This is a genomic window from Pseudomonas cremoris (assembly GCF_014230465.1).
Genome location: NZ_JAAXCY010000017.1, coordinates 1 through 26,439, shown reverse-complemented (window position 1 = coordinate 26,439; position 26,439 = coordinate 1). Strand labels below are relative to the sequence as shown.

Annotated in this window: 18 protein-coding genes; 7 read left to right on the top strand and 11 right to left on the bottom strand. The window is 61.6% G+C overall.

Going from position 1 to position 26,439, the window contains the following annotated elements; translation table 11 throughout:
• Positions 1-12 precede the first annotated feature (12 nt).
• The gene (locus HF257_RS30725) at positions 13-1,128 is read left to right on the top strand and encodes an MDR/zinc-dependent alcohol dehydrogenase-like family protein (protein WP_185705439.1); all 1,116 of its coding nucleotides are present in this window, start codon (positions 13-15) and stop codon (positions 1,126-1,128) included.
• Here the strand turns inward: HF257_RS30725 and HF257_RS30720 are convergent.
• Positions 1,106-1,981 carry a LysR family transcriptional regulator gene (locus HF257_RS30720; RefSeq protein WP_185705437.1) on the bottom strand — a complete coding sequence of 292 codons (876 nt, stop codon included), beginning with the start codon at positions 1,979-1,981 and terminating at the stop codon, positions 1,106-1,108. The genes HF257_RS30725 and HF257_RS30720 overlap by 23 nt on opposite strands.
• Positions 1,982-2,131: 150 nt before the next feature.
• On the opposite strand from HF257_RS30720, the gene HF257_RS30715 reads away from it, so the two are divergent.
• On the top strand, positions 2,132-3,661 hold the full coding sequence (locus tag HF257_RS30715; RefSeq protein ID WP_185705435.1) for an MFS transporter: 1,530 nt from the start codon (positions 2,132-2,134) through the stop codon (positions 3,659-3,661).
• 119 nt (positions 3,662-3,780) lie between these two features.
• Here the strand turns inward: HF257_RS30715 and sohB are convergent, their stop codons facing one another.
• Complete coding sequence (sohB, locus tag HF257_RS30710; RefSeq protein WP_185705434.1) at positions 3,781-4,806, bottom strand: protease SohB; 1,026 nt, start codon at positions 4,804-4,806, stop codon at positions 3,781-3,783.
• A 194-nt stretch (positions 4,807-5,000) separates the two neighbouring features.
• On the opposite strand from sohB, the gene HF257_RS30705 reads away from it, so the two are divergent.
• Both HF257_RS30705 and HF257_RS30700 read left to right on the top strand, forming a co-directional pair.
• Positions 5,001-5,711 (top strand): histidine phosphatase family protein, encoded by a 711-nt coding sequence (locus HF257_RS30705; protein ID WP_185705431.1) that lies wholly within the window; start codon positions 5,001-5,003, stop codon positions 5,709-5,711.
• 56 nt (positions 5,712-5,767) lie between these two features.
• A complete protein-coding gene (locus tag HF257_RS30700; protein WP_185705429.1) occupies positions 5,768-6,082 on the top strand; it encodes an SCP2 sterol-binding domain-containing protein in 315 nt (104 codons plus the stop codon).
• Between the two features lie 236 nt (positions 6,083-6,318).
• On the opposite strand, the gene HF257_RS30695 is transcribed toward HF257_RS30700, so the two are convergent.
• On the bottom strand, positions 6,319-8,958 hold the full coding sequence (locus HF257_RS30695) for an MGH1-like glycoside hydrolase domain-containing protein (protein WP_185705427.1): 2,640 nt from the start codon (positions 8,956-8,958) through the stop codon (positions 6,319-6,321).
• A 69-nt stretch (positions 8,959-9,027) separates the two neighbouring features.
• Positions 9,028-10,437, bottom strand: a complete 1,410-nt coding sequence (locus HF257_RS30690; protein WP_185705425.1) for an OprD family outer membrane porin — start codon at positions 10,435-10,437, stop codon at positions 9,028-9,030.
• Between the two features lie 288 nt (positions 10,438-10,725).
• On the opposite strand from HF257_RS30690, the gene hglS reads away from it, so the two are divergent.
• On the top strand, positions 10,726-12,102 hold the full coding sequence (hglS, locus tag HF257_RS30685) for a 2-oxoadipate dioxygenase/decarboxylase HglS (RefSeq protein WP_185705423.1): 1,377 nt from the start codon (positions 10,726-10,728) through the stop codon (positions 12,100-12,102).
• Positions 12,103-12,249: 147 nt separating this feature from the next.
• On the opposite strand, the gene HF257_RS30680 is transcribed toward hglS, so the two are convergent.
• Entirely contained in the window at positions 12,250-12,474 is a 225-nt protein-coding gene (locus HF257_RS30680) for a DUF465 domain-containing protein (protein WP_185705421.1), read from the bottom strand.
• 174 nt (positions 12,475-12,648) lie between these two features.
• Here HF257_RS30680 and tkt point away from each other — a divergent pair, with 174 nt between their 5' ends.
• A complete protein-coding gene (gene tkt / locus HF257_RS30675) occupies positions 12,649-14,703 on the top strand; it encodes a transketolase (RefSeq protein WP_185705418.1) in 2,055 nt (684 codons plus the stop codon).
• 113 nt (positions 14,704-14,816) lie between these two features.
• On the opposite strand, the gene uvrA is transcribed toward tkt, so the two are convergent.
• The 6 genes from uvrA to lexA all read right to left on the bottom strand — a co-directional run bounded on the left by uvrA (position 14,817) and on the right by lexA (position 24,865).
• Positions 14,817-17,324, bottom strand: coding sequence for an excinuclease ABC subunit UvrA (gene uvrA / locus HF257_RS30670; protein ID WP_185705416.1), 2,508 nt, complete (start codon positions 17,322-17,324; stop codon positions 14,817-14,819).
• Positions 17,325-17,332: 8 nt separating this feature from the next.
• The gene (locus HF257_RS30665) at positions 17,333-19,033 is read right to left on the bottom strand and encodes an ATP-binding protein (RefSeq protein ID WP_185705414.1); all 1,701 of its coding nucleotides are present in this window, start codon (positions 19,031-19,033) and stop codon (positions 17,333-17,335) included.
• A gap of 109 nt (positions 19,034-19,142) precedes the next feature.
• Positions 19,143-22,235: an error-prone DNA polymerase gene (locus HF257_RS30660; protein ID WP_332872211.1), complete on the bottom strand. Its 3,093-nt coding sequence runs from the start codon at positions 22,233-22,235 to the stop codon at positions 19,143-19,145.
• Positions 22,211-23,626: a Y-family DNA polymerase gene (locus HF257_RS30655; RefSeq protein WP_185705410.1), complete on the bottom strand. Its 1,416-nt coding sequence runs from the start codon at positions 23,624-23,626 to the stop codon at positions 22,211-22,213. Before HF257_RS30655 ends, HF257_RS30660 begins: the two co-directional genes overlap by 25 nt.
• Positions 23,627-23,633: 7 nt before the next feature.
• Positions 23,634-24,248, bottom strand: a complete 615-nt coding sequence (gene imuA, locus HF257_RS30650) for a translesion DNA synthesis-associated protein ImuA (RefSeq protein WP_185705408.1) — start codon at positions 24,246-24,248, stop codon at positions 23,634-23,636.
• Positions 24,248-24,865, bottom strand: a complete 618-nt coding sequence (gene lexA, locus HF257_RS30645; protein WP_185705406.1) for a transcriptional repressor LexA — start codon at positions 24,863-24,865, stop codon at positions 24,248-24,250. The genes imuA and lexA overlap by 1 nt, the downstream gene beginning before the upstream one ends.
• A gap of 178 nt (positions 24,866-25,043) precedes the next feature.
• Here lexA and HF257_RS30640 point away from each other — a divergent pair.
• On the top strand, positions 25,044-26,439 hold a 1,396-nt coding region (locus tag HF257_RS30640; protein ID WP_408635760.1), incomplete at its 3' end, for a DUF6531 domain-containing protein.

Genomic DNA, 26,439 nt, shown 5'->3' with positions numbered 1-26,439 from the left:
GTGAGGTCTGCCATGTCCACCGTCACCGAACGCCCGCAAGAACAACTGCTCCCCACCATTCCGAAAACCATGCAGGCTGTCGTCTGTTACGGCCCGGAAGACTATCGACTGGAAACCGTCGACGTGCCCACACCCGGCCCCGAGGAGATCCTCACCAAAGTCGAGCTGTGCGGTATCTGCATGGGTGACATCAAGACCTATCGCGGCGCCCCCTCGTTCTGGGGCGATGCCGAGCAACCGCGCTACGTGAAACCGCCGATGATCCCCGGCCACGAGTTCGTGTGCCGCGTGGTTGCCCTTGGCCCCGGCGCGGAAAAGCGCGGCGTAAAGGTCGGCGACCGCGTCATCTCCGAACAGATCGTGCCGTGCTGGGGCTGCCGCTTCTGCAACCACGGCCAATACTGGATGTGCCAAAAGCACGACTTGTATGGGTTCCAGAACAATGTGCAGGGCGCCATGGCCCAGTACATGATCTTCACCAAGGAAGGCATCATCCATAAAGTGCCGGATTCGATCGCGCCTGACGAAGCGATTCTGATCGAACCCCTGGCCTGCTCGCTGCATGCCGCCGAACGCGCCAACGTGGACTTCGACGACGTGGTGGTAGTCGCCGGCGCCGGTACGTTGGGCCTGGGGATCATCGGCGCAGTGCGCATGCGCAACCCGAAGAAACTCATCGTGCTGGACATGAAGCCCGAACGCACCGCCCTCGCCCTGCGCATTGGCGCCGATGAAGTGTGGAACCCGGCCGAAGTGGACGTGTTGGCGAAGATTCGCGAAATCACCGACGGATACGGTTGCGACATCTACATCGAAGCCACAGGTCATCACAAGGCGGTCAACCAGGGCCTGGCGATGCTGCGCAAGCTGGGGCGATTCGTCGAGTTCAGTGTGTTCAATGACGAGGCCACGGTGGACTGGTCGATCATTGGCGACCGCAAGGAGCTGGATGTACTCGGCTCGCACCTGGGGCCTTACATGTACCCGCGCGCCATCGACTTTATCGGTAACCGCAAGATCGACATGCGCGACGTGGTCACCCACAAGTTCGCCCTGGCAGACTTCAAGGAAGCGTTTGCGGTGATGGAGCGTGGCGACAAGTCGCTCAAGGTTGTGCTTGAGCCCTGACCTGCTGGATATACCGCGCCACCGCCGGCGCTTTCTCAAAGCGCCGGTGAATCAACGAAAGCCAGGATGACGCCTCGTTGTCTTGCACAGTGCGGTACACCACCCCCGGCAAACTCACATGCCCCACCACCGACGCCGGTACCAACGCAACGCCCTGCCCCAATGACACCAGCGCCACCACTGCCACCAAGCCACCTGGCTGCGGGCCAAGACGTGGCGCAAATCCACCCTGGGCCGCCACCTGCAAGGTGCCGCTGATCTGCTCCGGCAAAATGAACGTCTCGTTTTGCAAATGCTCGCAACGAATGGCTTTCAAGCCCAGCAGCCACGAATCCTGGGGCAAGGCCAGCACGAACCCTTCGCTGTCCAGGCGTACCGCTTCTACTCCCTCCGGCAAGGTCATCGGCGAGCGGATATAGCCGATGTCACAGCGCCCATCCGCCACTGCGCCTGGCAACGTGGCCATCGCGCATTCGCGCACGTTCACGCTGACATCGGGAAAGGCTTGGCAAAACGACTGCATTTGGCGCTGCAACACCCCGGAGTACACCGCCGAGGCCACATAGCCCACTTCGATATGGCCGATCTCGCCACGCCCGGCACGCTGGGCATTGCGCTGGGCACATTCGAACTGGCGCACGGTGGCCTCCGCCTCGATCAACAGCGCGGCGCCAGCCTCGGTCAGGCTCACCTCGCGCTGCTGGCGAATGAACAGGCGCGTGCCCAGGCTGGCTTCCATGTCCTGGATTTGCCGGCTCAAAGTTGGCGGGGCAATACCCAATTGCTCCGCAGCGCGGGTGAAGTTGCGCTGCCGGGCGACGGCAAGGAAGTAGCGAAAATGACGGATTTCCATCTCAGGATTAGCTCAAAGGTAATGAAGTGCTTCGGCTCGACTAACAAAGACACCGCTAGTCACGCGTAAGCTGGGCTGACTAGAACAGTAGAGAGCCCTTGCGATGTCCGTCAACTGCGTTCCACCTATTGCCCTGTGGGTAATCCAGTCATGAGCCGCGTCAGCCCACGCCTCACCTTGCTGACCGCGTCCGGCGTCTGCTCGCTGATCGTGCTCGACACCAATATTGTCGCCGTGACCCTGCCGAGTATCGCTCGCGACCTGGGGGCAAACTTCGCCGACATCGAGTGGGTGGTCAGTGCTTACATGTTGGCATTCGCCGCCTTGCTACTGCCTGCCGGAAGCATCGCCGACCGCTTCGGACGCAAGAAAACCCTGGTCTGGGGGCTGAGCATTTTCATCCTCGCGTCCCTGGGCTGTGGCGCAGCGCCCACTGCACTATTTCTGGACATCGCCCGCGCCATCAAAGGCGTTGGCGCGGCGTTGCTGCTGACATCCGCGCTGGCATCCATCGGCCATACCTTCCACGACGAGGTCGAACGGGCCAAGGCCTGGGCCTTCTGGGGCGCCTGCATGGGCGTGGCCATGACCGCCGCGCCGACCCTGGGTGGGCTGATCACTCAATACCTGGGCTGGCGCTGGATCTTCTACCTCAACTTGCCTGTCGGCTTGGTGCTGATGGGCCTGGTGCTGCGTGCTATCCCGGAATCCCGCGATGCCCAATCGGCCAGGCTCGACCCTTGGGGCAGCCTGGCCTTCAGCGCCAGCCTGTTGTGCCTGATCTGGGGTTTGATCGAGGCCAACCGCATCGGCTGGAATAACCCGCTGACCTACGCGCGACTTATCGGCGGCGCGGCATTGCTGGGTGTATTTGTCGTCGTCGAGCGCGTGCAGCAACGGCCAATGGTCGACCTGCAACTGTTCCGCCATCCGCGCTTTATCGGCGCCCTGTTGGGGATGTTTGCCTACGCCGGTTGCGCCCAGGTGATGATGACGCTGCTGCCGTTTTACCTGCAGAACGGCCTGGGCTTTTCCGCGATTGCCTCCGGCTTGGGCATGTTGCCGTTTGCCTTGACCATGCTGATCTGCCCGCGTATCGGCGCACGCCTGGCAGGACACTTTGCACCCGCGACGATGATGGCTGCCGGCTTGACACTCGTGGGCTGCGGCAATCTATTGAGCGCCTGGGCAGTGCACATCGGTGGCTATTTACCGTTTGCCTTGGCAATAGCCGTTACCGGCGCCGGCGCGGGATTGCTCAATGGCGACACCCAGAAAAACATCATGGCCTGCGTACCACGGGATCGGGCGGGGATGGCGTCTGGCATGAGCACCACGATGCGATTCAGCGCAATCATGTTGGCGATTGGGGTGTATGGCGCCTTGCTGAGCAGCCATAGCGAGCAACTGTTGAGCGCGAGCATTGACGGGCAGTGGCAGGCGCAGGTGGCCGGGATCGCGTCACGCGTGGTGGCCGGGGATATGCCAGCGGCCATGGGCTTGCTGCCGGAAGCGGCGCGAGCAGTGGTTCAGCCGTTGGCACGGCAGGCGTTTGTAGGTGGGTTTGGCGGGGTGTTGTGGGTGGCGGGGTTGTTGGGCTTGCTGGGGGCGTTGGTGGTGGGGATGTTGATGAGGAAGCCAATTCCCGCTGTTCAGCAACCTTCATTGCTGACGCGATAGTCGATACACCATACAAACCAATGTGGGAGCGGGCTTGCTCGCGAAATCGCTAAATCAGTCTCACACGTATCGACTGAAACACCGCTTTCGCGAGCAAGCCCGCTCCCACAAGGGATCAGTTACCAGAAGCGCTGCTGGGTCAAACGGCTCCACCAGGTCAACAGCACCCGATCCACCGACCCACTGGCCGCCAGCCCTACGCGCTCCTGCAAGCTCTTGCGCTCGGCGTAGTGCAGGTGGAACACCTCGGCGGTCTTGGCCTTGGTGGCCAGGTACTCGTCGCTGGTTTGCAGTTCGTCCACCAGTTGCTTATCCAGCGCTGCAACACCCAGCCACACTTCTCCGGTCGCGACTTCATCAATCGCCAGTTGCGGACGGTAGCGCGACACGAAGTTCTTGAACAGTTGGTGGGTGATGTCCAAGTCTTCCTGGAACTTCTCGCGGCCCTTCTCGGTGTTTTCGCCAAACACCGTGAGGGTGCGCTTGTATTCGCCGGCCGTCAGCACTTCAAAGTCGATGTCGTGCTTTTTCAGCAGGCGGTTGACGTTGGGCAACTGCGCCACCACGCCGATGGAGCCGAGGATGGCAAACGGCGCGCTGATGATCTTCTCACCGATGCACGCCATCATGTAGCCACCGCTGGCCGCGACCTTGTCGATGCACACGGTCAAGGGCACGCCTGCTTGGCGGATACGCGCCAGTTGCGAAGACGCCAGGCCGTAGCTGTGGACCATGCCACCGCCGCTTTCCAGGCGCAGTACCACTTCGTCCTTCGGCGTGGCCAGGCTCAGCAGCGCGGTGATTTCATGGCGCAGGCTCTCGGTGGCCGAGGCTTTGATATCGCCGTCGAAATCCAGCACGAACACCCGAGGTTTGGCCTCGGCCTTCTGCTTGCCCTTCTTCTTTTCGGCCTTGCCTTCGGACTTGCGCAGGGCTTTGAGTTGGTCCTTGTCGAGCAAGGTCGACTCCAGGCGCTCGCGCAGGCCCTTGTAGAAATCGTTGAGCTTGCTGACCTGCAATTGGCCGGCGGACTTGCGACGACCTTTGCTGCGCAAGGCCGCGAAGCTGATCAGTACCACCAGAATAGCGACCACCAGGGTGACGGTCTTCGCCAGAAAGCTCGCGTATTCGGCCAAAAAATCCATGTTGCTCCTTACAAGTGCAGTGCGCCAAGCGCGGATTGCCCCAGCATACCGGCGGCACCGCGTTGGAGCCAGCGGTCAAACCGCCAGCAAGCAGCGCTCCAACGAGCTTTTAAAACAAGCGTATGTTTTTTCATTGACAGCTCGCAGGCATCCTCATAACCTCGCCAGACTTTCAACGTACCGGGAAAACGGACGTGGGCAGCATCTATCTGATTCGACATGGCCAAGCCTCCTTCGGTGCAGACGACTACGACGTGCTGTCGCCCGTTGGCGTGGAACAAGCCCAAGTGCTGGGTCGCCACCTGGCGGACATGGGCCTGGTGTTCGACCGTTGCGTGGCCGGCGACCTGCGCCGCCAGCAGCACACCGCCACGGCGGCCTTCGATCAGTACAGCGCCCTCGGACTGCCGGTACCGGCGCTGGAAACCGACAGCGCGTTCAACGAATTCGATGCCGACGCGATCATCCGCGCCCTGCTCCCCGACCTGCTCAACAGCGAACCCGATGCCCTGGAGATCCTGCGCAATGCCGCGCAGAACCGCAGCGAATTCCAGCGTATCTTCGCCTTGATCATCGAACGCTGGCTGGCGGGCACCTATGATCCGCCGGGCCTGGAAAGCTGGCTGGGATTTGTCGAGCGTGTTCAGGGTGGCTTGCAACGCATCCTTGAAGCCGCGGACAACACGCAGAAAATCGCGGTGTTCACCTCCGGCGGCACCATCACTGCCCTGCTCCACCTGATTACCCAGATGCCTGCCGCGCAGGCGTTCGAACTGAACTGGCAAATTGTTAACACCTCGCTCAACCAGCTGAAATTCCGCGGTCGCGAGGTGGCACTGGCTTCCTTCAACAGTCATGCCCACTTGCAACTGTTGAAGGCGCCGCAGCTCATCACGTTCCGATGAACTGCGGCCAACCGTGACCCCAAGGTCACTGGACTCTACCCTAAAGGATCGAAACCATGACTGACGTAGCCAAAGCTGTAGAAGCAATGAAAGCCAAATTCAACCCAGCCGCTGCCGACGGCCTGGACCTGGTGTTCGGTTTCCGTATCGACGACACCCAGAACTTCTCGCTGGTGGTGAAAAACAACACCTGCGAACTGCTGGAAGGTGAAAACCCAGACGCCCAGGTGACCTTGGTGACCGACGGCGAAACCATGGAAGGCATCGTCAGCGGCGAGACCAACGGCATGCAGGCCTTCATGAGCGGCAAACTGCGCACCGAAGGCGACATGATGCTGGCGATGAAGCTGAGCGAGCTGTTCCCAGCTTGATTGACAGCTGATCCTGAATCCCGTCTTTCGAGGCGGGATTTTTTTTGCCCCGAATATTGAAGCCTGTAGTGAGCGGGCTTGCCCCGCGCTGGGTGGCGCAGCCGCCCCAACCGAGTCACCGCGGTGTTTCAGTTAAACCGAGGTGCCCGGGTTTAGGGCGGCTTCGCCACCCAGCGCGGGGCAAGCCCGCTCACTACAAGTTTCGCTGGCAATTCGACGGATTGAATCCGCTTAGGTCATGCGGTTTTGGGTTGCAGTAATAATGCGACCAACGCACTCCACCCCGTCTGATGCGATGCCCCCAACCCACGCCCGGTGTCCCCATGAAAATACTCATGGAACAGCACCAGATCGCGGCTCGCCGGGTCGGCCTCCAACTGTGCATACCCCGCCATCGACGGTCGCAGGCCATTCTCATCCCGCAGAAACAACCCGGTCAGTCGCTGACTGAGGCTGTCAGCCACCTCTTCAAGAGACGACAGATACCCACTGCCTGTCGGGTACTCCACCGAGAAATTGTCCGCGTAGTAGCGGTGAAACTCGCGCAGCGATTCAATCAGCATGTAGTTCACCGGCATCCACAACGGCCCGCGCCAATTGGAGTTGCCGCCGTACAGGCGTGAGTCGGATTCGCCGGGTTGGTAGCTGGCACACAAGGTGTTGCCGTTCATCTTCAACGCCAACGGCTGCTCGGCGAAAGCCTTGGACAGTGAGCGCACGCCAAACGTCGACAGGAACTCACGGTCATCCAGCATGCGCCGCAGCAGGTCCTTGGTACGCTCACCCCGCAGCAGCGCCAGCAACAGCCGATTGCCCTGCCCCGGTTCGTTCCAGCGTGAGACCAGTTTGGCCAGGTCGGGCCGGTGCTTCATGAAACCCAATAGACGTTCGCGCAAACCCTCCAGGCCTTCATGCTCGCGCTGCTCCAGCACCAACACGGCGAACAGCGGCATCAGCCCGACGATGGAGCGTAGACGGACCGGTTCGTTTTGCCCGTCGGGGCGGTGCAGCACGTCGTAGAAAAACAGGTCCTGCTCGTCCCACAAGCCTTCGGCGCTGTCGTCCACCCGGTTGATGGCCCCGGCGATATACAAGAAGTGTTCAAAAAACTTCACCCCGATATCGACGTAGACCGGATTGCGCTTGGCCAGCTCCAAAGCAATACGCATCAAGTCCAGCGCGTACGCCGCCACCCATGCTGTTCCGTCCGCCTGGTCGAGCTGATAGCCCTCAGGCAACGTGGCTGAGCGGTCGAACAGGGCGATATTGTCTAACCCGAGGAACCCACCCTGGAACAGGTTGCGCCCCTCGGCGTCCTTGCGGTTGACCCACCAGGAAAAATTCAGCAGCAGCTTGTGGAAGATCCGTTCAAGAAAATCCATATCGCCTACGCCGTTCAGCGCCTTGTCCTGCTGATACACCCGCCAACTGGCCCACGCATGCACCGGCGGGTTGGCGTCATCGAAACGCCACTCATAAGCCGGCAACTGGCCATTGGGGTGCATGAAGCGATCCTTCACCAGCAATAGCAATTGCTGCTTGGCGTACCCCGGATCGATCAACGCAAACGCCACCGCCTGAAAGCCCTGGTCCCACGAGGCGTACCACGGGTACTCCCAGGTGTCTGGCATCGAGAGAATGTCGAAGTTGGACAGGTGCCGCCAATGGGTATTGCGAATATGCAGGCGCTCGGGCGGTGGTGCCGGTTGGGCCGGGTCGCCGTCGAGCCATTGGTTCACGTCGAAATAGTAGAGCTGCTTGGACCACAGCAACCCGGCCAGGGCCTGGCGCTGTACGTTGCGTGCGTCCGCATCGACCAGGTTGTGTTGCAGTGCGGCGTAGAAGTCCTCGGTTTCCTGGCGGCGTTGTTCGAACAACTTGCGTGCGTTGACCTCCGGCGCGTCCACGGGCGCGAAACGCAGGTACAGGGTTTTGCTTTCCAGGCCTGCCAGTTCAAGGATAAACCGCGCAGCGACCTTGGTGCCGTGGTCCCGGCGAATTGCTCCCTCGCACCCATCCACCACGTAATCGTTGATCCCATCCTTGAACGGTCCCGGTGCCGCTTGCCCATCGAGCAATGGATAGTTGCTGTCGTTTTCACAGAACAGCCATTGCCCTCCCTCCTGACCCCAGGCACTGAGGTAACGATCAGGTAACTCATGATGCCGGGCCAGCACGGACTCGCCCTCCATGCTCAGTTGCGGCCTGGGCGCATCAGCGGTCCAACTCCAGTCATTGCGCGCCCACAATTGAGGCAGCACCTGCAGGCGCGTTGGCTGGTCCGAACGGTTGTGCACGGTGATCCGCATGAAAATATCGTCGGGCTGGTGCTTGGCGTATTCGACGCTGACATCGCAATAGCGGTTGTCTTCGAACACTCCGGTATCGAGGATCTCGTACTCGGCGTCGGCCAACCCACGGCGGGCGTTTTCGTTGATCAGGTCGGCGTAGGGGAATGCGGCATGGGGGTATTTGTAGAGCATGCGCATGTAGGCATGGCTCGGTACGCCATCGACGAAAAAGTACAGTTCCTTGACGTCTTCACCGTGGTTGCCCTCGGCGTTGTTCAGGCCGAACAGGCGTTCCTTGAGGATGGTGTCACGCTCGTTCCACAGAGCCAGGCCCAGGCACCAGCGTTGCGCCTTGTCACTGAAACCAGCCAAGCCATCCTCGCCCCAACGGTAGGCGCGGCTGCGGGCATGTTCATGGGGGAAGTAAGCCCAGGCATCGCCATCGGCGCTGTAGTCTTCGCGCACCGTGCCCCATTGGCGTTCACTTAGGTATGGGCCCCACTCACGCCAACGCTCGGCTTCTTGGGTTGCCAGGCGTTGGCCTTCAATCGTGTCGAGAATTCGGGTTACGGGCGTGGCCGTCATTGGGTCCTCCATCTCCTACAAAGAGAGGAGCAGTGTAGAACCCATCCACGCCCGTGTGCACATGAAGGTTTAGAAGATTGCGTAGGTGTAGTTGAAGATCAGGCGCGTTTGATCCTGGTCCGCGGTGCCGGTGTTTTTACCGTGATACGTACCCGTACGCAGGGTGGTACCGAAGCCTTTCAGAGGACCGGCTTGCACGACATAGTCCAGGCGGAAGTCGGTTTCGTTTTCTTTCTGGTCAGGGCCACCGGCCACAGCCGACTTGATGTCCTTGCCGTCCAGATACGCCACGGATGCTTTCAAGCCTGGAACGTAGGCCTTGAAGTCATACGCGTACTGGCCAAAGTTGACCTGCTCGCCCGCACGGGAGAACTGGCCCACCACCGCATCGGTGAACAGGTAGAAGTCGCTGCCCCCTGCGCCCTGTGCATGGGGATCCGCAAGGCTGCCCTGGTTGACCCAGACGAAGCCGCCATCGCCGCCCACACCGATATGGCCGAGCATCAAGCTGCTGCCGCCCAATTGGTAAGTGAAGGCCGCACTGTAGGTTTTGTTGTCGACTTCGCCGGCGTGCTTGGCATAACCACCGTTGTTGTTGAACTTGTAACCGGTTTCGCCGTTCTGGCCGTCGCTGGTGCTGTCGAAGTAGCGCAGGTCGGTCTTGAACGACTGGTCATTGCCCAACGGCAGTACGTGGACCAGGCCGACGTAGTTCTGTTTGTAGAAGTCCTCAAGGTTGGCGTAGTAGTACTGCAACGTCAGGTTCTTCGCGATGGCGTTGTCGGAAGAGCCAAAAGGTTTGTAGTCCACACCACCAAACTTGAAGCTGTTGCTGTCGCGGGTGCCGCCGGCAACGCTCAAGCCGGTGGAGTTGCTCGACGCACGGCCCTGGGCATGGTTCAGCTCACCACCGGTGAAGGTGACGTTGGGAATGTCATTCGACGTCAGGATGCCGCCATCAAAGGTTTGCGGCGCCACGCGGCTGTCGTTGGACACCAGGATTGGCAGTACCGGCGCCAAGCCGCCACCGACGTGCAACTCGGTTTGGGAGATACGGAACTTCACGTTGCCTGCAGCACGGCCGAAGGAATCGGCAGGTTCGGTGCCGTTGTTCTTGGTCGGGAAGAAGCTGTTGCCGTTACCCGACAGGCCTGCGCCTGCGGTGTGGCCGTCGCCACCGTCAAGGCGCAAGGCACCGAACGCCATCACGTCGAAACCGACGCCAAGGGTGCCTTGGGTGTAGCCGGACTTGTAGTCAAAACGCAGCGCTGTTGCGGTTTCGCGCAGGTCGTTGTTGGTGCCCGAACGGTTGTCGGCGCTGTAGTACATGGTCCGTGAACTGACGGACGCATGGCTGTCTTCAAGGAAACCGCTGTGACCGGTGCCCGTGCCCAGTGAGCCAAGCCCGAAGTCGTCCGCATAAACTTGTTGTGCAAGAACGGCGGCGGTGATGGATAACGCCAGTGTAGAAATTTTCATTAACGACGGCCCCTAAACATTTTTTTATGTGTGCGATGTGCAAAACGGCGTTTTCATCCCTGCGAACGTGACGATTCTTTCATGCCGGGTGGGGCCGACTCCGTGAAGAATTAGTTAGGAAAACCGCCGGAAAATGAAATTTTCAAAAGGCCGTTTTTTGTCATATTCACGTCATCTCATTCATTTGCAGAATGAAGTCCTGAAGATTCTTCGTTTGCACGCACACCGCCAGCCCAACAAAATCCTGGCATCGGCTATTTCACCGCCCTTGCTATCAGGAATTTTTCTATGCCAACCGCCGCACATATCAGCCCAGACGAGATCCGCAAGGGCTTTTCCAAGGCCATGTCCGATATGTACCGAGATGAAGTTCCACTCTACGGCGCGTTGATGGAGCTGGTAGCCGAGACCAATACCCGCGTGCTCGATAGCGAACCGGGCCTGGCTCAGCAGCTGCAACGCACCGGCGAAATCCAGCGCCTGGACCTCGAACGCCACGGTGCCATCCGCCTGGGCACGCCTTATGAGCTGACCACCATTGGCCGCCTGTTTGCGGTGATGGGCATGCAGCCGGTGGGCTATTACGACCTGACCCCAGCGGGTGTGCCGGTGCACTCCACGGCCTTTCGCGCCGTGCATGAGCGTGCGCTGCAAACCAGCCCGTTTCGCGTGTTCACCTCATTGCTGCGCCTGGAACTGATCGAAAACCCAGACCTGCGCGCCTTTGCCGAAACCGCCCTGGCCAAGCGCGCAATCTTCACCCCCGGCGCCCTGGCGCTGATCGAACAGGCTGAGAACGATGGTGGCCTCAACGCCACCGACGCCGATGAATTCATCCGCCAAGCCCTGGAAACCTTTCGCTGGCACCACACCGCCACCGTCACCAGCGCCCAGTACCAGCAACTCAGCGACCAGCATCGCCTGATCGCCGACGTGGTGGCCTTCAAGGGCCCACATATCAATCACCTGACTCCGCGCACCCTGGACATCGACCAGGTCCAGGCCGCCATGCCCGGCAAAGGCATCACCCCCAAGGCCGTGATCGAAGGCCCGCCGCGCCGCCACTGCCCGATCCTGCTACGCCAGACCAGCTTCAAGGCGCTCGACGAGCCCATCGCCTTCACCGATGCCAAAGGCAGCCACAGCGCACGCTTCGGTGAAATCGAACAGCGCGGCGTGGCGCTCACGCCTAAAGGCCGTGCGCTGTACGACCAACTGCTGAACGCCGCGCGCGACGAACTGGGCGCCTTCCCCAATGAGGGCAACGCCGCGCGCTATATGCAGTTGATGGAGCAACACTTCCAGGCCTTCCCGGACGATCACGCACAGATGCGCGAACAGGGCCTGGCGTACTTCCGCTATTTCCCCACCCAACAAGGCTTGGCGGCACGCGGCACAGCCGCTCAACCGCGCACGCTGGACGCACTGATCGCTGCAGGGCATGTGGAGGTGGAACCGTTGGTGTACGAAGATTTCCTGCCGGTAAGTGCAGCGGGGATCTTCCAGTCAAACCTGGGGGAGGCGGCGCAGAGCCACTACGCGGCCAATTCGAACCAGGCCGAGTTCGAAAAGGCGCTGGGCCGCCGGACGATTGATGAACTCAAGCTGTATGAGCAGACGCAACAGCGCTCGATGGATGAATGCACCCAAGCGCTGCTGGCATAAAAGAAGGTGCCCGCCCGGCTCACCAGCGCAATCCTTGCGCCGCAACAGTCCCCAGAGCCGGGTGGACGGTGGGCATCATAGGGAGCGAATCGAACGCTGTCCCTTAGACAATTCTGAACAAATATGACCAGATGCCGGAACGTTGGCTCAACCCAACTGCTCCACAATCTTGTCTTTGACCAACAGCCGCTTTTTCTTCAGTTTCTCCACATCCTCATCACTGGCGCTTGCCGATTCCGCCTTCAACACCTCCCCGTCGGCGGCGTCGTACTGAGTGAGCAGTGAGTCCAGGCGTTTGTCGCTCGCCCTGCGTTCGTGAACGACTTCCTTGCTCAACCCCAAGTCCTGATACAGGTCGTGTTTCACTGGCATGACGTACCTCCGCATGTTGATCAATGGCCTACGCCCTTGAAGCTAGACCATTGCGAGGGGTCTTGTCATGTCCGAGGTCAATACGCTCCGTTCGTCGCTGCGTGCGCGTTGGGATCAAACCTTTACCCCGCCCTGCCCTCCACTCTAGATAGACACCTGAGGGAGACCGGTTTCATGACTCACGCCGCCACCGCAGTCGACACCCAATGCATCAACACGATCCGCACCTTGGCGATGGACGCCGTGCAGAAGGCCAACTCGGGCCACCCCGGTACGCCCATGGGCTTGGCGCCGGTGGGGTATACGTTGTGGAGCCGGTTCCTGCGTTACCACCCCGAACATCCCGACTGGCCCAACCGCGACCGCTTTGTGTTATCGGTGGGGCATGCCTCGATGTTGTTGTACTCGCTGCTGCATCTGGCCGGTGTGGTTGAAATTGACGCCCACGGCAAGCGCTCGGGCCTGCCGGCGATCAGCCTGGACGATATCAAGCAGTTCCGGCAGATGGGTTCCAAGACCCCCGGCCACCCTGAATACCGCATGACCACCGGCGTGGAAACCACCACCGGTCCCCTCGGCCAGGGCTGCGCCAACAGTGTGGGCATGGCCATGGCCGGGCGCTGGCTGGGGGAACGCTTCAACCGTGACGGCCAGGTGCTGTTCGACTACAACGTCTACACCCTGTGCGGTGACGGCGACATGATGGAAGGCATCAGCAGTGAAGCGGCGTCCATGGCCGGACATTTGAAGCTGGATAACCTGTGCTGGATTTACGACAACAACACCATCAGCATCGAAGGCCACACCGAACTGGCCTTCAGCGAGGATGTGATCAAGCGCTTCCAGGCGTATGGCTGGCACACGTTGCATGTCACGGATGCCAACGATCTGGCTGCGTTGAGTACGGCCCTGGAAACCTTCAAGACCAACACCGGCGCGCCCACCCTGATCGTGGTCGACAGCGTGATCGGCTACGGTTCGCCCCACAAGCACAACACCGCCGCAGCCCATGGCGAGCCGTTGGGTGATGAAGAAATTCGCCTGACCAAGGCCGCCTATGGCTGGCCTGAGGACTCCAGCTTCCTGGTACCTGATGAAGCGCGCACGGTACTGCGCGACGCGCTACTCACGCGTGCCGAGCCGCTGTATCAACAATGGAACCAGACCCTGGCGAACCTCGACCCACAACGGGCGGATGAACTGCAGCGGATGCGCGCCGGGGAAATGCCTGAGCAGTGGCAGGCCCATCTGCCTAGCTTTGCCGCAGATGCCAAGGGCATCGCCAGCCGCGCGTCTGGTGGCGAAGTGCTGAATGCCTTTGCGCAACACATCCCCTGGCTGCTGGGCGGCTCGGCGGACTTGTCGCCCTCGACCAAGACCAATCTGACGTTCGACGGTGCCGGGCGTTTCAGTGCCGAGGACTACAGCGGCCGCAATCTGCATTTCGGCATCCGCGAACACGCCATGGGGGCGATTGCCAACGGCATGGCGTTGTCTTACCTGCGGCCTTACACCTCGACGTTCCTGGTATTCAGCGACTACATGAAACCGCCGATCCGCCTGGCAGCCATCATGGAATTGCCGGTGGTGTTCGTGTTCACCCATGACTCGATCGGCGTAGGTGAAGATGGCCCGACGCACCAGCCGATCGAGCAACTGACCCAATTGCGCGCCACGCCGGGGTTGTTGACCCTGCGCCCCGGCGACGCGAATGAAACCCTGGAGCTGTGGAAGGTGGCGCTCGCGCAAACCCATCGGCCCAGTTGCGTGGTGTTGTCGCGCCAGGCACTGCCGACGCTGGATCGAACGAAGTACGCGGCGGCGTCGGGGGCAGCCAAGGGGGCGTATGTGTTGGCCGGCGCGGATAAGCCGCAGGTGATTCTGTTGGCAACAGGCAGTGAAGTCAGCCTCGCAGTGGCGGCCTATGAGCAATTGAAAAACGAAGGGGTTGCCGCGCAAGTGGTTTCAATGCCGAGCTGGGAGCTGTTTGAAGACCAGGACCAGGCCTATCGCGACAGCGTTTTACCGCCAACGGTTACGGCGCGGGTTGTGGTGGAACAGGCGGGTCCCTTGGGTTGGGACCGGTATGTGGGACAGACAGGAGCCAAGGTGGTGATGAACAGCTTTGGCGCGTCGGCGCCGTTGGCCAAGTTGCAGGAGAAGTTTGGCTTTACCTTGGAGAATGTGGTGAAACAGGCCAAAGCGCAGATCCAACTGACCCAACACTGATCAAAATGTGGGAGCAGACTTGCTCGCGAATGCTGTAGTTCAGTACCAGATGCAGTGACTGACACCCTGCATTCGCGAGCAAGCCCGCTCCCACCTTTGATCTGCATTGTCTGTTAGATAAGCTCGCGGGCCAGGAAGGGTGCGGTGCAGCTGGCTTTGCTTTTGGCGACTTTCTGCGGCTTGCCGCAAACAACGACCTTGCCCCCCAAGTCCCCCGCCCCCGGGCCGATATCGATCACCCAATCACTCTGCGCCACTACGCGCATTTCATGCTCGACCACAACCACCGTATGCCCAGCCTCCACCAAGTGATTCAACTGGCTTAGCAAACGATCCACGTCCCGTGGATGCAAGCCGGTGGTTGGCTCATCCAGCACATACAAGGTGGCGCCCCGCGCATTGCGTTGCAGTTCAGTGGCGAGCTTGATGCGCTGCGCTTCACCGCCGGACAACTCTGTAGCCGGTTGACCCAAGCGCAGATACCCCAAGCCGATATCCCGCAGCACCTGCAATGAGCGCAGCACCCCAGGCTGCTCGGCGAACACCTCGACTGCCTGCTCCACCGTCAATCCCAGCACTTGGGCAATGTTCAAGCCTTGCCATTTGATCGCCAGAGTTTCGGGGTTGTAGCGCGCACCGTGACAGGTTGGGCATGGCGCATACACGCTGGGCATGAACAGCAGCTCGACGCTGACAAAACCTTCGCCTTCACAGTTGGGGCAACGGCCCTTGGCGACGTTGAAGGAGAACTGCCCGGCGTCGTAGTGACGTTTCTTGGCCGCCGGCGTGGCCGCAAACAGTTTGCGTACGTTGTCGAACAACCCTGTGTAGGTCGCCAGGTTGGAACGAGGCGTGCGGCCGATGGGCTTCTGGTCCACTTGCACCAGGCGTCGGACGTGCTCCAGCCCGGCACTGATTCGCCCGCCGCTGGTTTGCGGTGCGTCATCTTCCAGGCTCGGTTCTTCGTCGATTTCCAGCACGCGCCCCAGGCCACTGCCGACCAGTTCCAGCAGTGCCTGGCTGACCAGGCTGGACTTGCCGGAACCTGAAATCCCGGTCACCGACGTGAAGCAACCCAACGGGAAATCCACGCTCAAGTCCTTGAGGTTATTGCGGGTCACGCCTTCCAACTTCAACCAGCCGCTGGGCTCGCGACGCAACGGGTTCGACACACGCTTCTCGGCAAACAAATACTCGCGGGTCTGTGACGTTTCAATCTGCGCCAAACCGGCCGGCGGCCCGCTGTACAACACTTGCCCACCGTGCTCGCCGGCCGCCGGGCCGACATCGATCAGCCAGTCGGCGCGGCGCATGGTTTCCAGGTCATGCTCCACCACAAACAACGAATTGCCTGCCGCTTTCAGACGATCCAACGCGCTAAACAGCGCCTCACCATCGGCGGGGTGCAAGCCTGCGGAGGGTTCGTCCAGCACGTAGATCACGCCGAACAACTGCGAGCCCAATTGCGTGGCCAACCGCAGTCGCTGCAACTCTCCGGACGACAAGGTCGGTGTACTGCGCTCAAGGGACAGGTAGCCCAAGCCCAATTCGGTCAAGGTGCTGACGCGCTCCAACAAGTCCTGGGCAATACGCTGTGCAGCCAAGCGTTTTTCCACCGACAGTTTCATCTTGTCCTGCCCCGCCGCCACCGGGCGCAGCAATTCAGCCAGCTGTGCCAGCGACAGTTGCGACAACTCACCAATGTCCACCCCGGCAAACTTCACCGACAGCGCAGCCTTGTTCAGGCGCTTGCCCGCGCACGACGGGCAGGCGCTGCCCTGCATGAACTGCGACACGCGCTTTTTCATCAGCGCACTTTGGGTGTGGGTGAAGGTATGCAAGACATAACGCCGTGCGCCCATGAACGTGCCCTGGTAGCTCGGCTCCAGCTTGCGTTTCAACGCATCGCGGGTTTGTTCCGGAGTAAAGCCCGCATACACCGGTGCAGTCGGTGTTTCTTCGGTGAACAGGATCCAGTCGCGCTGCTTTTTCGGCAGGTCGCGCCACGGAATGTCTACGTCATAACCCAAGGTCACCAAGATGTCGCGTTGGTTCTGGCCTTGCCACGCCAGCGGCCAGGACGCCACCGCGCGCTGGCGGATGGTCAGCGAGGGGTCGGGCACCATCAGCGCTTCGGTCACTTCATACACACGTCCCAGGCCATGACACTGGGGGCAGGCGCCTTGTGGCAGGTTGGGCGAAAAGTCCTCGGCATACAGCATCGCCTGCCCCGGCGGGTAACTGCCAGCACGGGAATACAGCATGCGGATCAGGCTCGACAAGGTGGTAACACTGCCCACCGACGAGCGCGCACTCGGCGTGCCGCGCTGCTGTTGCAGGGCCACGGCGGGGGGAAGGCCTTCGATGGAATCCACGTCCGGCACGCCGACCTGATCAATCAGCCGCCGCGCATACGGCGCCACCGACTCGAAATACCGCCGCTGCGCCTCGGCATACACCGTGGAAAACGCCAGGGACGACTTGCCCGAACCCGACACCCCAGTGAACACCACCAGGGCATCGCGGGGAATGTCCACATCGACGTTGCGCAGGTTGTGTTCGCGGGCGCCACGCACCCGCACGAAACCGAGGTGTTGGGGGATGTTGCGCTGTGAAGTCATGGTCAACCTTATCGAGCGGTGAGCACACTGCGCACCCGATGCGTCAGGGCTTCGGGGCTATAGGGTTTGCTCAGCAGATGAATATCAGGGCTCAGCAGGTGATTGCTGGAAAGAATGTCGCGGGTGTGGCCGGAGGTGAACAGCACCGCCACCGGCGGCTGTTGCGCGCGAGCCCAATCGGCCAGGTCGGTACTCTTGAGGCGGCCAGGCATGACCACATCGGTAAAAATCAGGTCGGGCTGCAAGCCGCCTTGCAGCGCCAGCATGGCGCGGTCGCCGTCTTCGGCGGTGAGTACGGTGTAACCCGATTGTTCCAGCAACTCGACGACGGTCAGGCGCACACCTTCGTTGTCTTCCACCACCAGGATGGTTTCCTGTCCGCCGCTGTGGGGCACCTGGTCGATCGGCACGTCGAGGCTCTCCGGCTCCAGGCTGTGGGGGAAATACATCTGCACCACCGAGCCTTTGCCCTCCTCGCTCCACATTTCCACATGCCCGCCGCTCTGGCGCACAAAACCAAACACCATGCTCAGGCCCAGGCCGGTGCCGTGGCCTTCGCGCTTGGTGGTGAAAAACGGTTCAAACGCGCGCTTGAGGATTGATGGCGGCATGCCGACGCCGGTGTCCGTTACCGCCAGGCGCACGTACTCGCCGGGTTTGATGCTTTTACCCGCGCAATCGGCGGGGTTGAGGATAATGTTTTCGCCGGTAATTCGAATCACGCCCTCGCCCTTCATGGCGTCACGGGCATTGATCGCCAGGTTGAGCAGCGCGTTTTCCAGTTGGTTGCGGTCGACGTTGATGCACCAGGAGTCCTGGGGCAGTTGCACGTCGATATGGATGGTTTCGCCCAGCGCCCGTTGCAACAGCTCGCCCAGGCCCGCGTAGATGCGCTGCGGGTTGTAGACGGCAGGAGACAACGGTTGGCGCCGGGCAAACGCGAGCAGTTGCGACGACAGCTTGGCGCCGCGTTCCACTGCTGCAATGGCGGCGGCGACACGCCGCTGTACCTGGGCGTTGTCCGGCTCATGACGGGCCAGCAGGTGCAGGTTACCGGCGATCACTTGCAGCAGGTTATTGAAGTCGTGGGCCACGCCACCGGTGAGGCCGCCAATGGCTTCCAGCTTCTGCGACTGGCGCAACTGGTCCTCGGCGGCGGAGCGTGCTTGCACCTCGGCGGCTACCCTCTGCTCCAGGTTATGGGTCAATTCCTGGCGCAGGCGTTCTGAGTGAACGTGTTCAGTGGTTTCCACCACAATTGCCAACACACCGGCCGGCTGCTGGTTATCGCCAGCGACCGGGCTGTAGTAGAGGTCCAGCCACACATTCTCCGGTTTGCCATTGCGCAACAGCACCAGGTCCTTGTTGTTGAACAACAGAGTGCCGCCCGCCAGGCAGGTGTCCACCACATGCCGATTGAAATCGGCCACTTCCGGCCAACCCAACTCCACCGGCGTGCCCAGCAAATAGGGGTGCCGACCACCCGCAAAAACTGAATAACTGTCGTTGTAGATCATGTAGCCCAACCGCCCCCACAGCATCACCATCGGTACAGGTGATGCCAACATCATCTGCACGGTGCACGCCAGGCTGGTGGACCAGCGGTCGATGGGGCCCAGGTCAGTGGCCGACCAATCGAACGCGCGGATCCGCTGGGCCATTTCACCGGCCCAGCCTTCACAGCCGTGGGGGTTGGATAAGAATTGCATCGTTGGGCTCTGCGCAAAGGGAAGACGGTCGCAAAATTTGGAGCGCACCACGGGCGGATGGTTTCATCCGATATAACTTAGGGGGTTACGGGCGCTGACGCCACTGGCCTCAGTGAAAATCCCGGCTGCGCACATTAATCCCTTCCAGCAGCGGCGTAAGGTCGGTAAGACGCCCCGCGATCAGGTGCCGCACCTCGCCCACCGCCTCCCAGCGCCCGTCCACTTTCAGCAACCGCGAGCCTACCAGCGCCTGGCGCTGGCGTTCGGCCAGGTCGCGCCAGACCACCACATTGAGGTTACCGAATTCATCTTCCAGGGTGACAAAGGTCACGCCGCTGGCAGTGCCCGGACGCTGACGGCCGGTGACCAAGCCCACGATGCTGACAGTGCGCCCATGCTCCACCGCCATCAACTCAAGAGAGCTGCGGCAACGTCGTTTACGCAGCTCGGCGCGCAACAACGCCAGCGGGTGTGGGCCAAGGGTGGTACCGACCGTAGCGTAGTCTGCCTGCAGGTCTTCGCCCACCGTCGGTACCGGCAGCTCCACCACCGCTTCATCGGGGCTGGGCAAGCCGGCAAACAACCCAAGTTGCTTGTGCACCCCCGCCACTTCCCAGCGCGCCCTGTGCCGGTTGCCGGCCAACGCACGCAAGGCGCCCGAATCTGCCAATAACGCTTGAGCGCGAGCATCCAGCCCGGCGCGTTCATCCAGGTCGGCGATGTCGCTGAATACCTGGCGCTGGCGCGCCGTTTCGATGCGCCGCCCATCCTCCTCGCGAAACCCCGAGATCATGCGCAAGCCCATGCGGATGGCCGGTTGCGCACCGTCGATGGGTTCCAGGCTGCAATCCCAGTCGCTGGCCAGCACGTCCACCGGGCGGATCTGCAGTTTGTGGCGCCGCGCATCCTGCAGAATCTGATCCGGGCTGTAGAAACCCATGGGCCAGCTGTTGATCAGCGCGCAGGCGAAGGCCGCCGGTTCATGGCACTTGAGCCAGCAACTGGCGTAGGTCAGCAAGGCGAAACTGGCAGCGTGGGATTCGGGAAAACCGTAGCTGCCAAAGCCTTTGATCTGCTCAAAAATCTGCGCGGCAAACGCTTCGCTGTAACCATTTTTCAGCATGCCGCTGCGCAGGCGCTCCTGATGCGGTTCCAGGCCGCCGTGGCGCTTCCAGGCGGCCATGGAGCGGCGCAACTGGTCGGCCTCGCCGGGGCCGTAATCAGCAGCAACCATGGCAATCTGCATCACTTGTTCCTGGAACAACGGGATGCCCAGGGTGCGTTCCAGCACAGCTTTCAGTTGTGGCGAGGGATAGGTGGTCTCCTCCTCCTTGTTCCGCCGGCGCAGATACGGGTGCACCATGCCGCCCTGGATCGGCCCCGGTCGCACAATCGCTACCTCAATCACCAAGTCGTAAAAGGTTTGCGGCTTGAGCCTGGGCAGCATCGACATCTGCGCCCGCGATTCGATCTGGAACACACCGATGGTGTCGGCCTTGCTGATCATCGCGTAGGTGGCGGCGTCTTCCTTGGGAATGCTCGCCAGGGCCAGGTCACGATTGCGATGGCGACGCAGCAAGTCAAAGCAGCGGCGGATCGCACTGAGCATGCCCAGCGCCAGGATGTCCACCTTGAGCAGGCCGACCGCATCCAGGTCGTCCTTGTCCCACTGGATGATGGTGCGCTCGGCCATGGCGGCGTTTTCCACCGGCACCAGGGTGTCCAGCGGGTATTCGGAGATCACAAAGCCGCCAGGGTGCTGGGACAGGTGCCGGGGGAAGCCGATCAATTGTTGGGTAAGCGTAAGCACGCGGCGCAGCAGCGGGCTTTCGGGGTCGAAGCCGCCTTCACGCAAACGCTCCAGCGGTGGCGCATCGTCGCTCCAGCGTCCGCAGCAGTCGGCCAGGGCGTTGATCTGGTCCGGCGGCAAGCCCAGGGCCTTGGCCACATCGCGCACCGCGCCAGCGGCGTGGTAACTGCTGACCACCGCCGTCAGCGCCGCGCGGGTGCGGCCGTAGCGCTGGAACACGTACTGCAGCACTTCCTCGCGGCGCTCGTGTTCGAAGTCCACGTCGATGTCCGGCGGTTCGTTGCGCTCGCGGGACAGGAAGCGTTCGAACAACATGTTCATCAGGCTGGGGTTGATCTCGGTGATGCCCAGGGCAAAGCACACCGCCGAGTTGGCCGCAGAACCTCGGCCCTGACACAGGATCGAGCGGCTGCGGGCGAAGCGCACGATGTCGTGCACGGTGAGGAAGTAGCTCTCGTAACCCAACTCGCTGATCAGCTCCAGCTCATTGTTGATCTGCTGCAAGGTCTTGGTATCCACGCCCTCTGGCCAACGTAGGGCGATGCCTTCTTCGGTCACCGCGCGTAGCCAGGATTTGGCGTCGTGGCCAGCGGGCACCAACTCACGCGGGTAGTGGTAGCGCAACTGGCTGAGGTCGAAGGTGCAGCGGCGAGCGATGGCCTGGGTTTCATCGAGCAAGGCCTGCGGGTACAACGCGGCCAAGGCATCCAGGCTGCGCAAATGCCGCTCGCCATTGGGGTGCAGGCGCGTACCGGCTTCGGCCACCGGCACGTGGTGACGGATGGCGGTCATGGTGTCTTGCAGGGCGCGGCGGCCACGGGCATGCATGTGCACATCGCCACAGGCCACCGCCGGGATATGCAGGCTGGCAGCCAACTGCAAGCGTTGCTCCAAATGACGCGCATCGTCCTGGCCGCAGTGCAGGTGCACCGCCAGCCACAGGCGTTCGCCGAAGGTGCGGCGCAGCCATTGGATATCGGCCTGGGTGTTGCTGTCTTCGGCGACCCACAGTGCCAACAGGCCGGGCAGTGGTTGTTCGAAGTCCTCTTGCAGCAGGCGGTAACTGCCCTTTTCTGCGCGGCGTCGGGCCAGGGTAATCAAGCGACACAGGTGCTGGTAGCCACTGAGGTCTTCCACCAGCAGCACCAGTTTCGGACCGTTTTCGAGGCGCATCTCACTGCCGATAATCAGCGGCAAGCCCACCGCTTTCGCCGCTTGCCAGGCGCGCACAATGCCCGACAGCGTGCATTCATCGGTGATCGCCAGCGCGCTGTAGCCCTGATGCTTGGCGCGCTCGAACAACTCCAGCGCACTCGACGCTCCGCGCTGGAAGCTGAAATTGGAAAGGCAATGCAGCTCGGCGTAGCTCATGCAAACCAGCCTTGCAGCCACAGTTCATCACTTTGCCCCACGGTGCGGAACGCCCACCCTTGCTGGCCGGCACGGGTCTGGACCAGGTAGTAGTCACGACGAATATCGGCGCCGTCCCACCAGCCGGACTCGATGCGCTCCGGGCCCATCAGGATTTGGAGGCCGTGCTCGGTCAGCAAGGTCGGTTCGTGCAACAACCAACCGGGACGCTGGACTTTATTCAGGGTTGTCCCAGGACGGCTGTCAGTCGCCGCTTGCCAGGCGCACTCGGGGCGATGGTCGGCGTGAAAGCGCAGGCCTTGTACGGCCTCATCCCCCAGGCGCGCGCGCAGGCGTTCGCGCAGTTGCTCCCAAGGCAGGGTTTGTTGTGGGCGGTCGTCGAACAGGTCCTGGCGCTGCGGCACGAACACCGGCAGGTCCTGGGCCACCAGGCGAAAGCCGCGCACGGGTGACGTCACCTGTACTTGCTCCAGGCGCCCACGGGCCAACTCGAACAGCATCGCCGGCTCACGCTCGGCACTGAGCAGGCCGACCTTGATCACACTGTCGGGTGCCTGGGCATGTTCCAGGTGCAGGTCAAAACGCTGCACACCACTGTCGCGCCCGCACAGGAACGCGGACAAATCACCGGTCAAGCGCCGCAGGGGAAACAGCAGGGCCTGATGGGATTGCACGTCGTAATTCAACTCGATGCGCACATCGAACTGGTCCGGCGGCTGATAGAACGCCAAGGCCAGCGGGCGCTGCCCGGCCAAGGCATCCAAGTGCTTGAGCAGGTCGGCCTCGAAACGCCGCGCCAAGGTGTGTCGGGGCAACGCCTGCACCTGGGCCAGGGTGCGCAGGCCCATGCGCGACAAGGCGGTAGCCGCCTGCGGGTCAAGACCGGCACGGTCGATGGGTAATGGCGCCAGTGCCTGCATCAACTGTCCATCATCGGCCACCGCCAGGCCATCGTAGAGATTCGCCAGCACCCGCGCTGCCGCCGGGTTCGGCGCGGCGACGATGCGGTGACGAAAACCCAGCTCGGTCAGCTCCTTGCGCAAGCGCGCTTCAAACTGCGGCCATGGCCCGAACAGGCCCAGGCTCGACTCGATCTCGAACAGCAAGGCTCGTGGGTAATACAGGCTGACCTGAGAGCTGAAACGGTAGGCCCAGGCCGCGAGAAACTGCTGCCAGCGCTCAATCTCGGCAGGGTCGTATTCGGCGCTGGCGAAGGTCTTGGCGAGGGCATGGGCGGCGGTCAGGGATTGCCCTGGGCGCAGGCCCAAGGCGCGGGCCGCCTCGTTGACGGTTTGCAACACGCGCCGTTGCGGCGTACCGGCCAGCAGGACCAGGGGCTGGTCCGGCTCGGGATGCGCACGCTGCACCCCGTCCAGCGCCAATTGCGGGAAGACAATACACACCCAGCGCATGGCAACCTCAATGCCCCGCCAAGGCAATCGGCGCCGGATGGGCCAACCCGCCCCGGCACTTGAGCACCCGCACTTGCGCAGGCTTGGCCTCGACCGCCAGGCGCAATGCAGCCGGTGACGAGTTGATCGCCTCGCTCAAGGCGCGCCAGGCAAACGCCAGGGTCTGCCCGGTTTCCGCCGCCACCTGCAAGCGCCGCAACGCACGGTCATCGGCCTTGCGCGGCCAGCACAGCACCGCGCCGCAACTGCCGGAACGCAGGCATTGCTCCACCGCCCACAGCGCGTCACGTTCCTCGGCCTGGATCACCGAGAGCAGGCGCAAATCCACCCCGGCGTTCTGCCAGGCATGGGGATACGGCGTGTAAGGCGGCGCCACCAACACAATCCGCTCGCCTGCCTTTGATAAGCGCGCCAGGGTCGGCAGCACCAGTTGCAACTCGCCCACGCCCTCTTTCGCCATCAGGATTTCACTCAAGGCCGACTCCGGCCAGCCGCCCGTGGGCAACACTGCATCCAGCGCCTTGAGCCCCGTGGGGTGCACACTGGCAGGTGGCGCGGCAGGCCGGCCTTTCCACACGCGGCCGCCATTGAACAGCGTGTCCAGTGCAACGACGGCGCCCATCAGCCTTGCCTCACCAAACCGCAAAACACCCCTTCGATGGCCAGGTCCTGATCGGGCCCTACCACGATGGGTTGATACGCAGGGTTACGCGGCAGCAGGCGCACACTGTCGCCATTGCGTTCAAAACGTTTGATGGTCACTTCACCGTCCAGGCGTGCCACCACAATCTGCCCGTTCAAGGCTTCGGCACTGCGGCGCACGCCCACCAGGTCACCGTCGAGGATGCCGTCCTCGATCATCGAGTCGCCCTGCACCCGCAACAGGTAATCCGGAGTTTTCACAAACGTGGCGGGATCGAGTTGCAAGCGGCTGTGCACCTCGGCATCGGCGCCGATGGGCAAACCTGCGGCAACACGGCCAAGCACCGGCACATCCAGCCATTCCGGGCGTGCCGGTTGGTTGAGCAAGCGAATGCCCCGGGCCTGGTTGGGGTTGACCTCGATAAAGCCGGCGTCGGTCAACGCCAGCACATGCTTGCGCGCCACGCTGCGCGAGGCAAAACCGAACGCCTCGGCGATCTCGGCGAGGCTGGGAGACTGGCCTTGCTGCGCGATACGGTCGCGGATGAAGGTCAGGATGGCGGTGCGGCGGGGAGTGAGAGTCGTCATGGAGTACATTTGTACTCCTGTGGGAAATTTCTGACAATAGCCGCTAGTCGAGTGGAGGTATCGAAACGTCCCACATAATCGCCGGATAAGCTCTACTCCCCCGCCCTGAGATCCTCTGCAAAGTCCCACGCCTGAATACACAGTGCGAGGGATTGCAGATGGATTTTCTTGTTGAACAGGCTCACTCGTGAACCCGGCCATTGGCCGGCTGGCCCTGACCCCCATGAATGTGAAGACGGTCGATGTCGAGGCCGTCTTTCGTGATTTTCGCGAGTGCCTGAATACCTTTGACGCGTGGGCTGAAAGCTTTTGGAGCTTTTCGGCACTGGAGGTGGAACAGGTATTCAAGGTCGGCGACGAAGTGGCGCTGATCGCGCCGATCAACCGTTCCCTCACTCCCAATACCACCACGGCAATGTGCGGCGCGAGCGGCACCTTGACGCTGGTGCATCTGTTCCAGAGCACGCGCTTTGTGCCTATAGGCGATACGCCGGTGGTGCTGCAACGCGTCGACCCCAACGGCGGCCCACTGGGTGAACCCCTCCACAAGACCATCGGTCCGAGCGGCATCCTCGAAATCAACGAGTGTGATCGCAACCAGCAGTACCGGGTCAGTTTCTATCCCAATGTTTCCAAGGATCACGTCAAGGCGCTGTATGCGTCTTATCAGGTGGTGATCCAAGACCTGGAAGTGCGCCTGCGCCAAGCGTGGACGGACACCTTCCAAGCGCAGTGGAAAACCGTCACCAACGCCAACCCAATCGACCAACGCCGCATGCTGGAGACAGCGTTCCTACGCGGCATGGGCACAGCGCTTTACAGCCTTTGGGACAATTTCAAGCAGCTGTATGCCCTGCTTGCGGACATCAAGCCCAACAGTGAAAAGCTGCTGCAGTACGTGTCTCAGGCGGAGCTGGATGAGCTGTTGAAGCTGGGTAGCGAATCGATTGCCAAGGGATTGTTGGTGCTCAGTGATGAGCCGCTGATGTTCATCTACCTGTCGGCGATATCGAGTTGGATTCGGATGTTGCCGCCTCAGGACATGAATGAGGTGATGGGGGAAATCACTGGCGAGGTGTTGATCAGCCTGCTGCTGTTGAGGGTTTTTGGCGCCATGGGTGTGGCGGTGCGCCTGGGTGCGCAGGTGTTGAGCCATATCAAATCCAGTCGAGCGCGGCAATTGTTGACGTTACTGTCCGAGCAACTGGTGTCGCCGCATTTGGCCTCGCATGCCGATGCGGTAAAGCCTCTGTTGTTGAGTGGTCCGGCGAGATCGATCAAAACGATTCCGGCGGTGCCATTGAAGGCGGGAGATCAGCTGGTTTCAAACCCGGTGGCGATGGCTCGGGACAAGGCGGCGCAGCGCACGGCGTTGGTTCGGCAGGAGCACGTGGATGACGTGCCCGTTTCGGGGAAAAACCCGAACGGGGATGCCGCTTCGAGTGCGGATAAAACCGCCACTAATGGCTGTCCGGTGTCGATGGTGACCGGGGAGGAATTGCTCACCCTGACCGATGGTGCGCTGGACGGGATTTTGCCGTTTGAGTGGACCCGGTTGTACCGCACCAGTGCGGTGGAAGTGG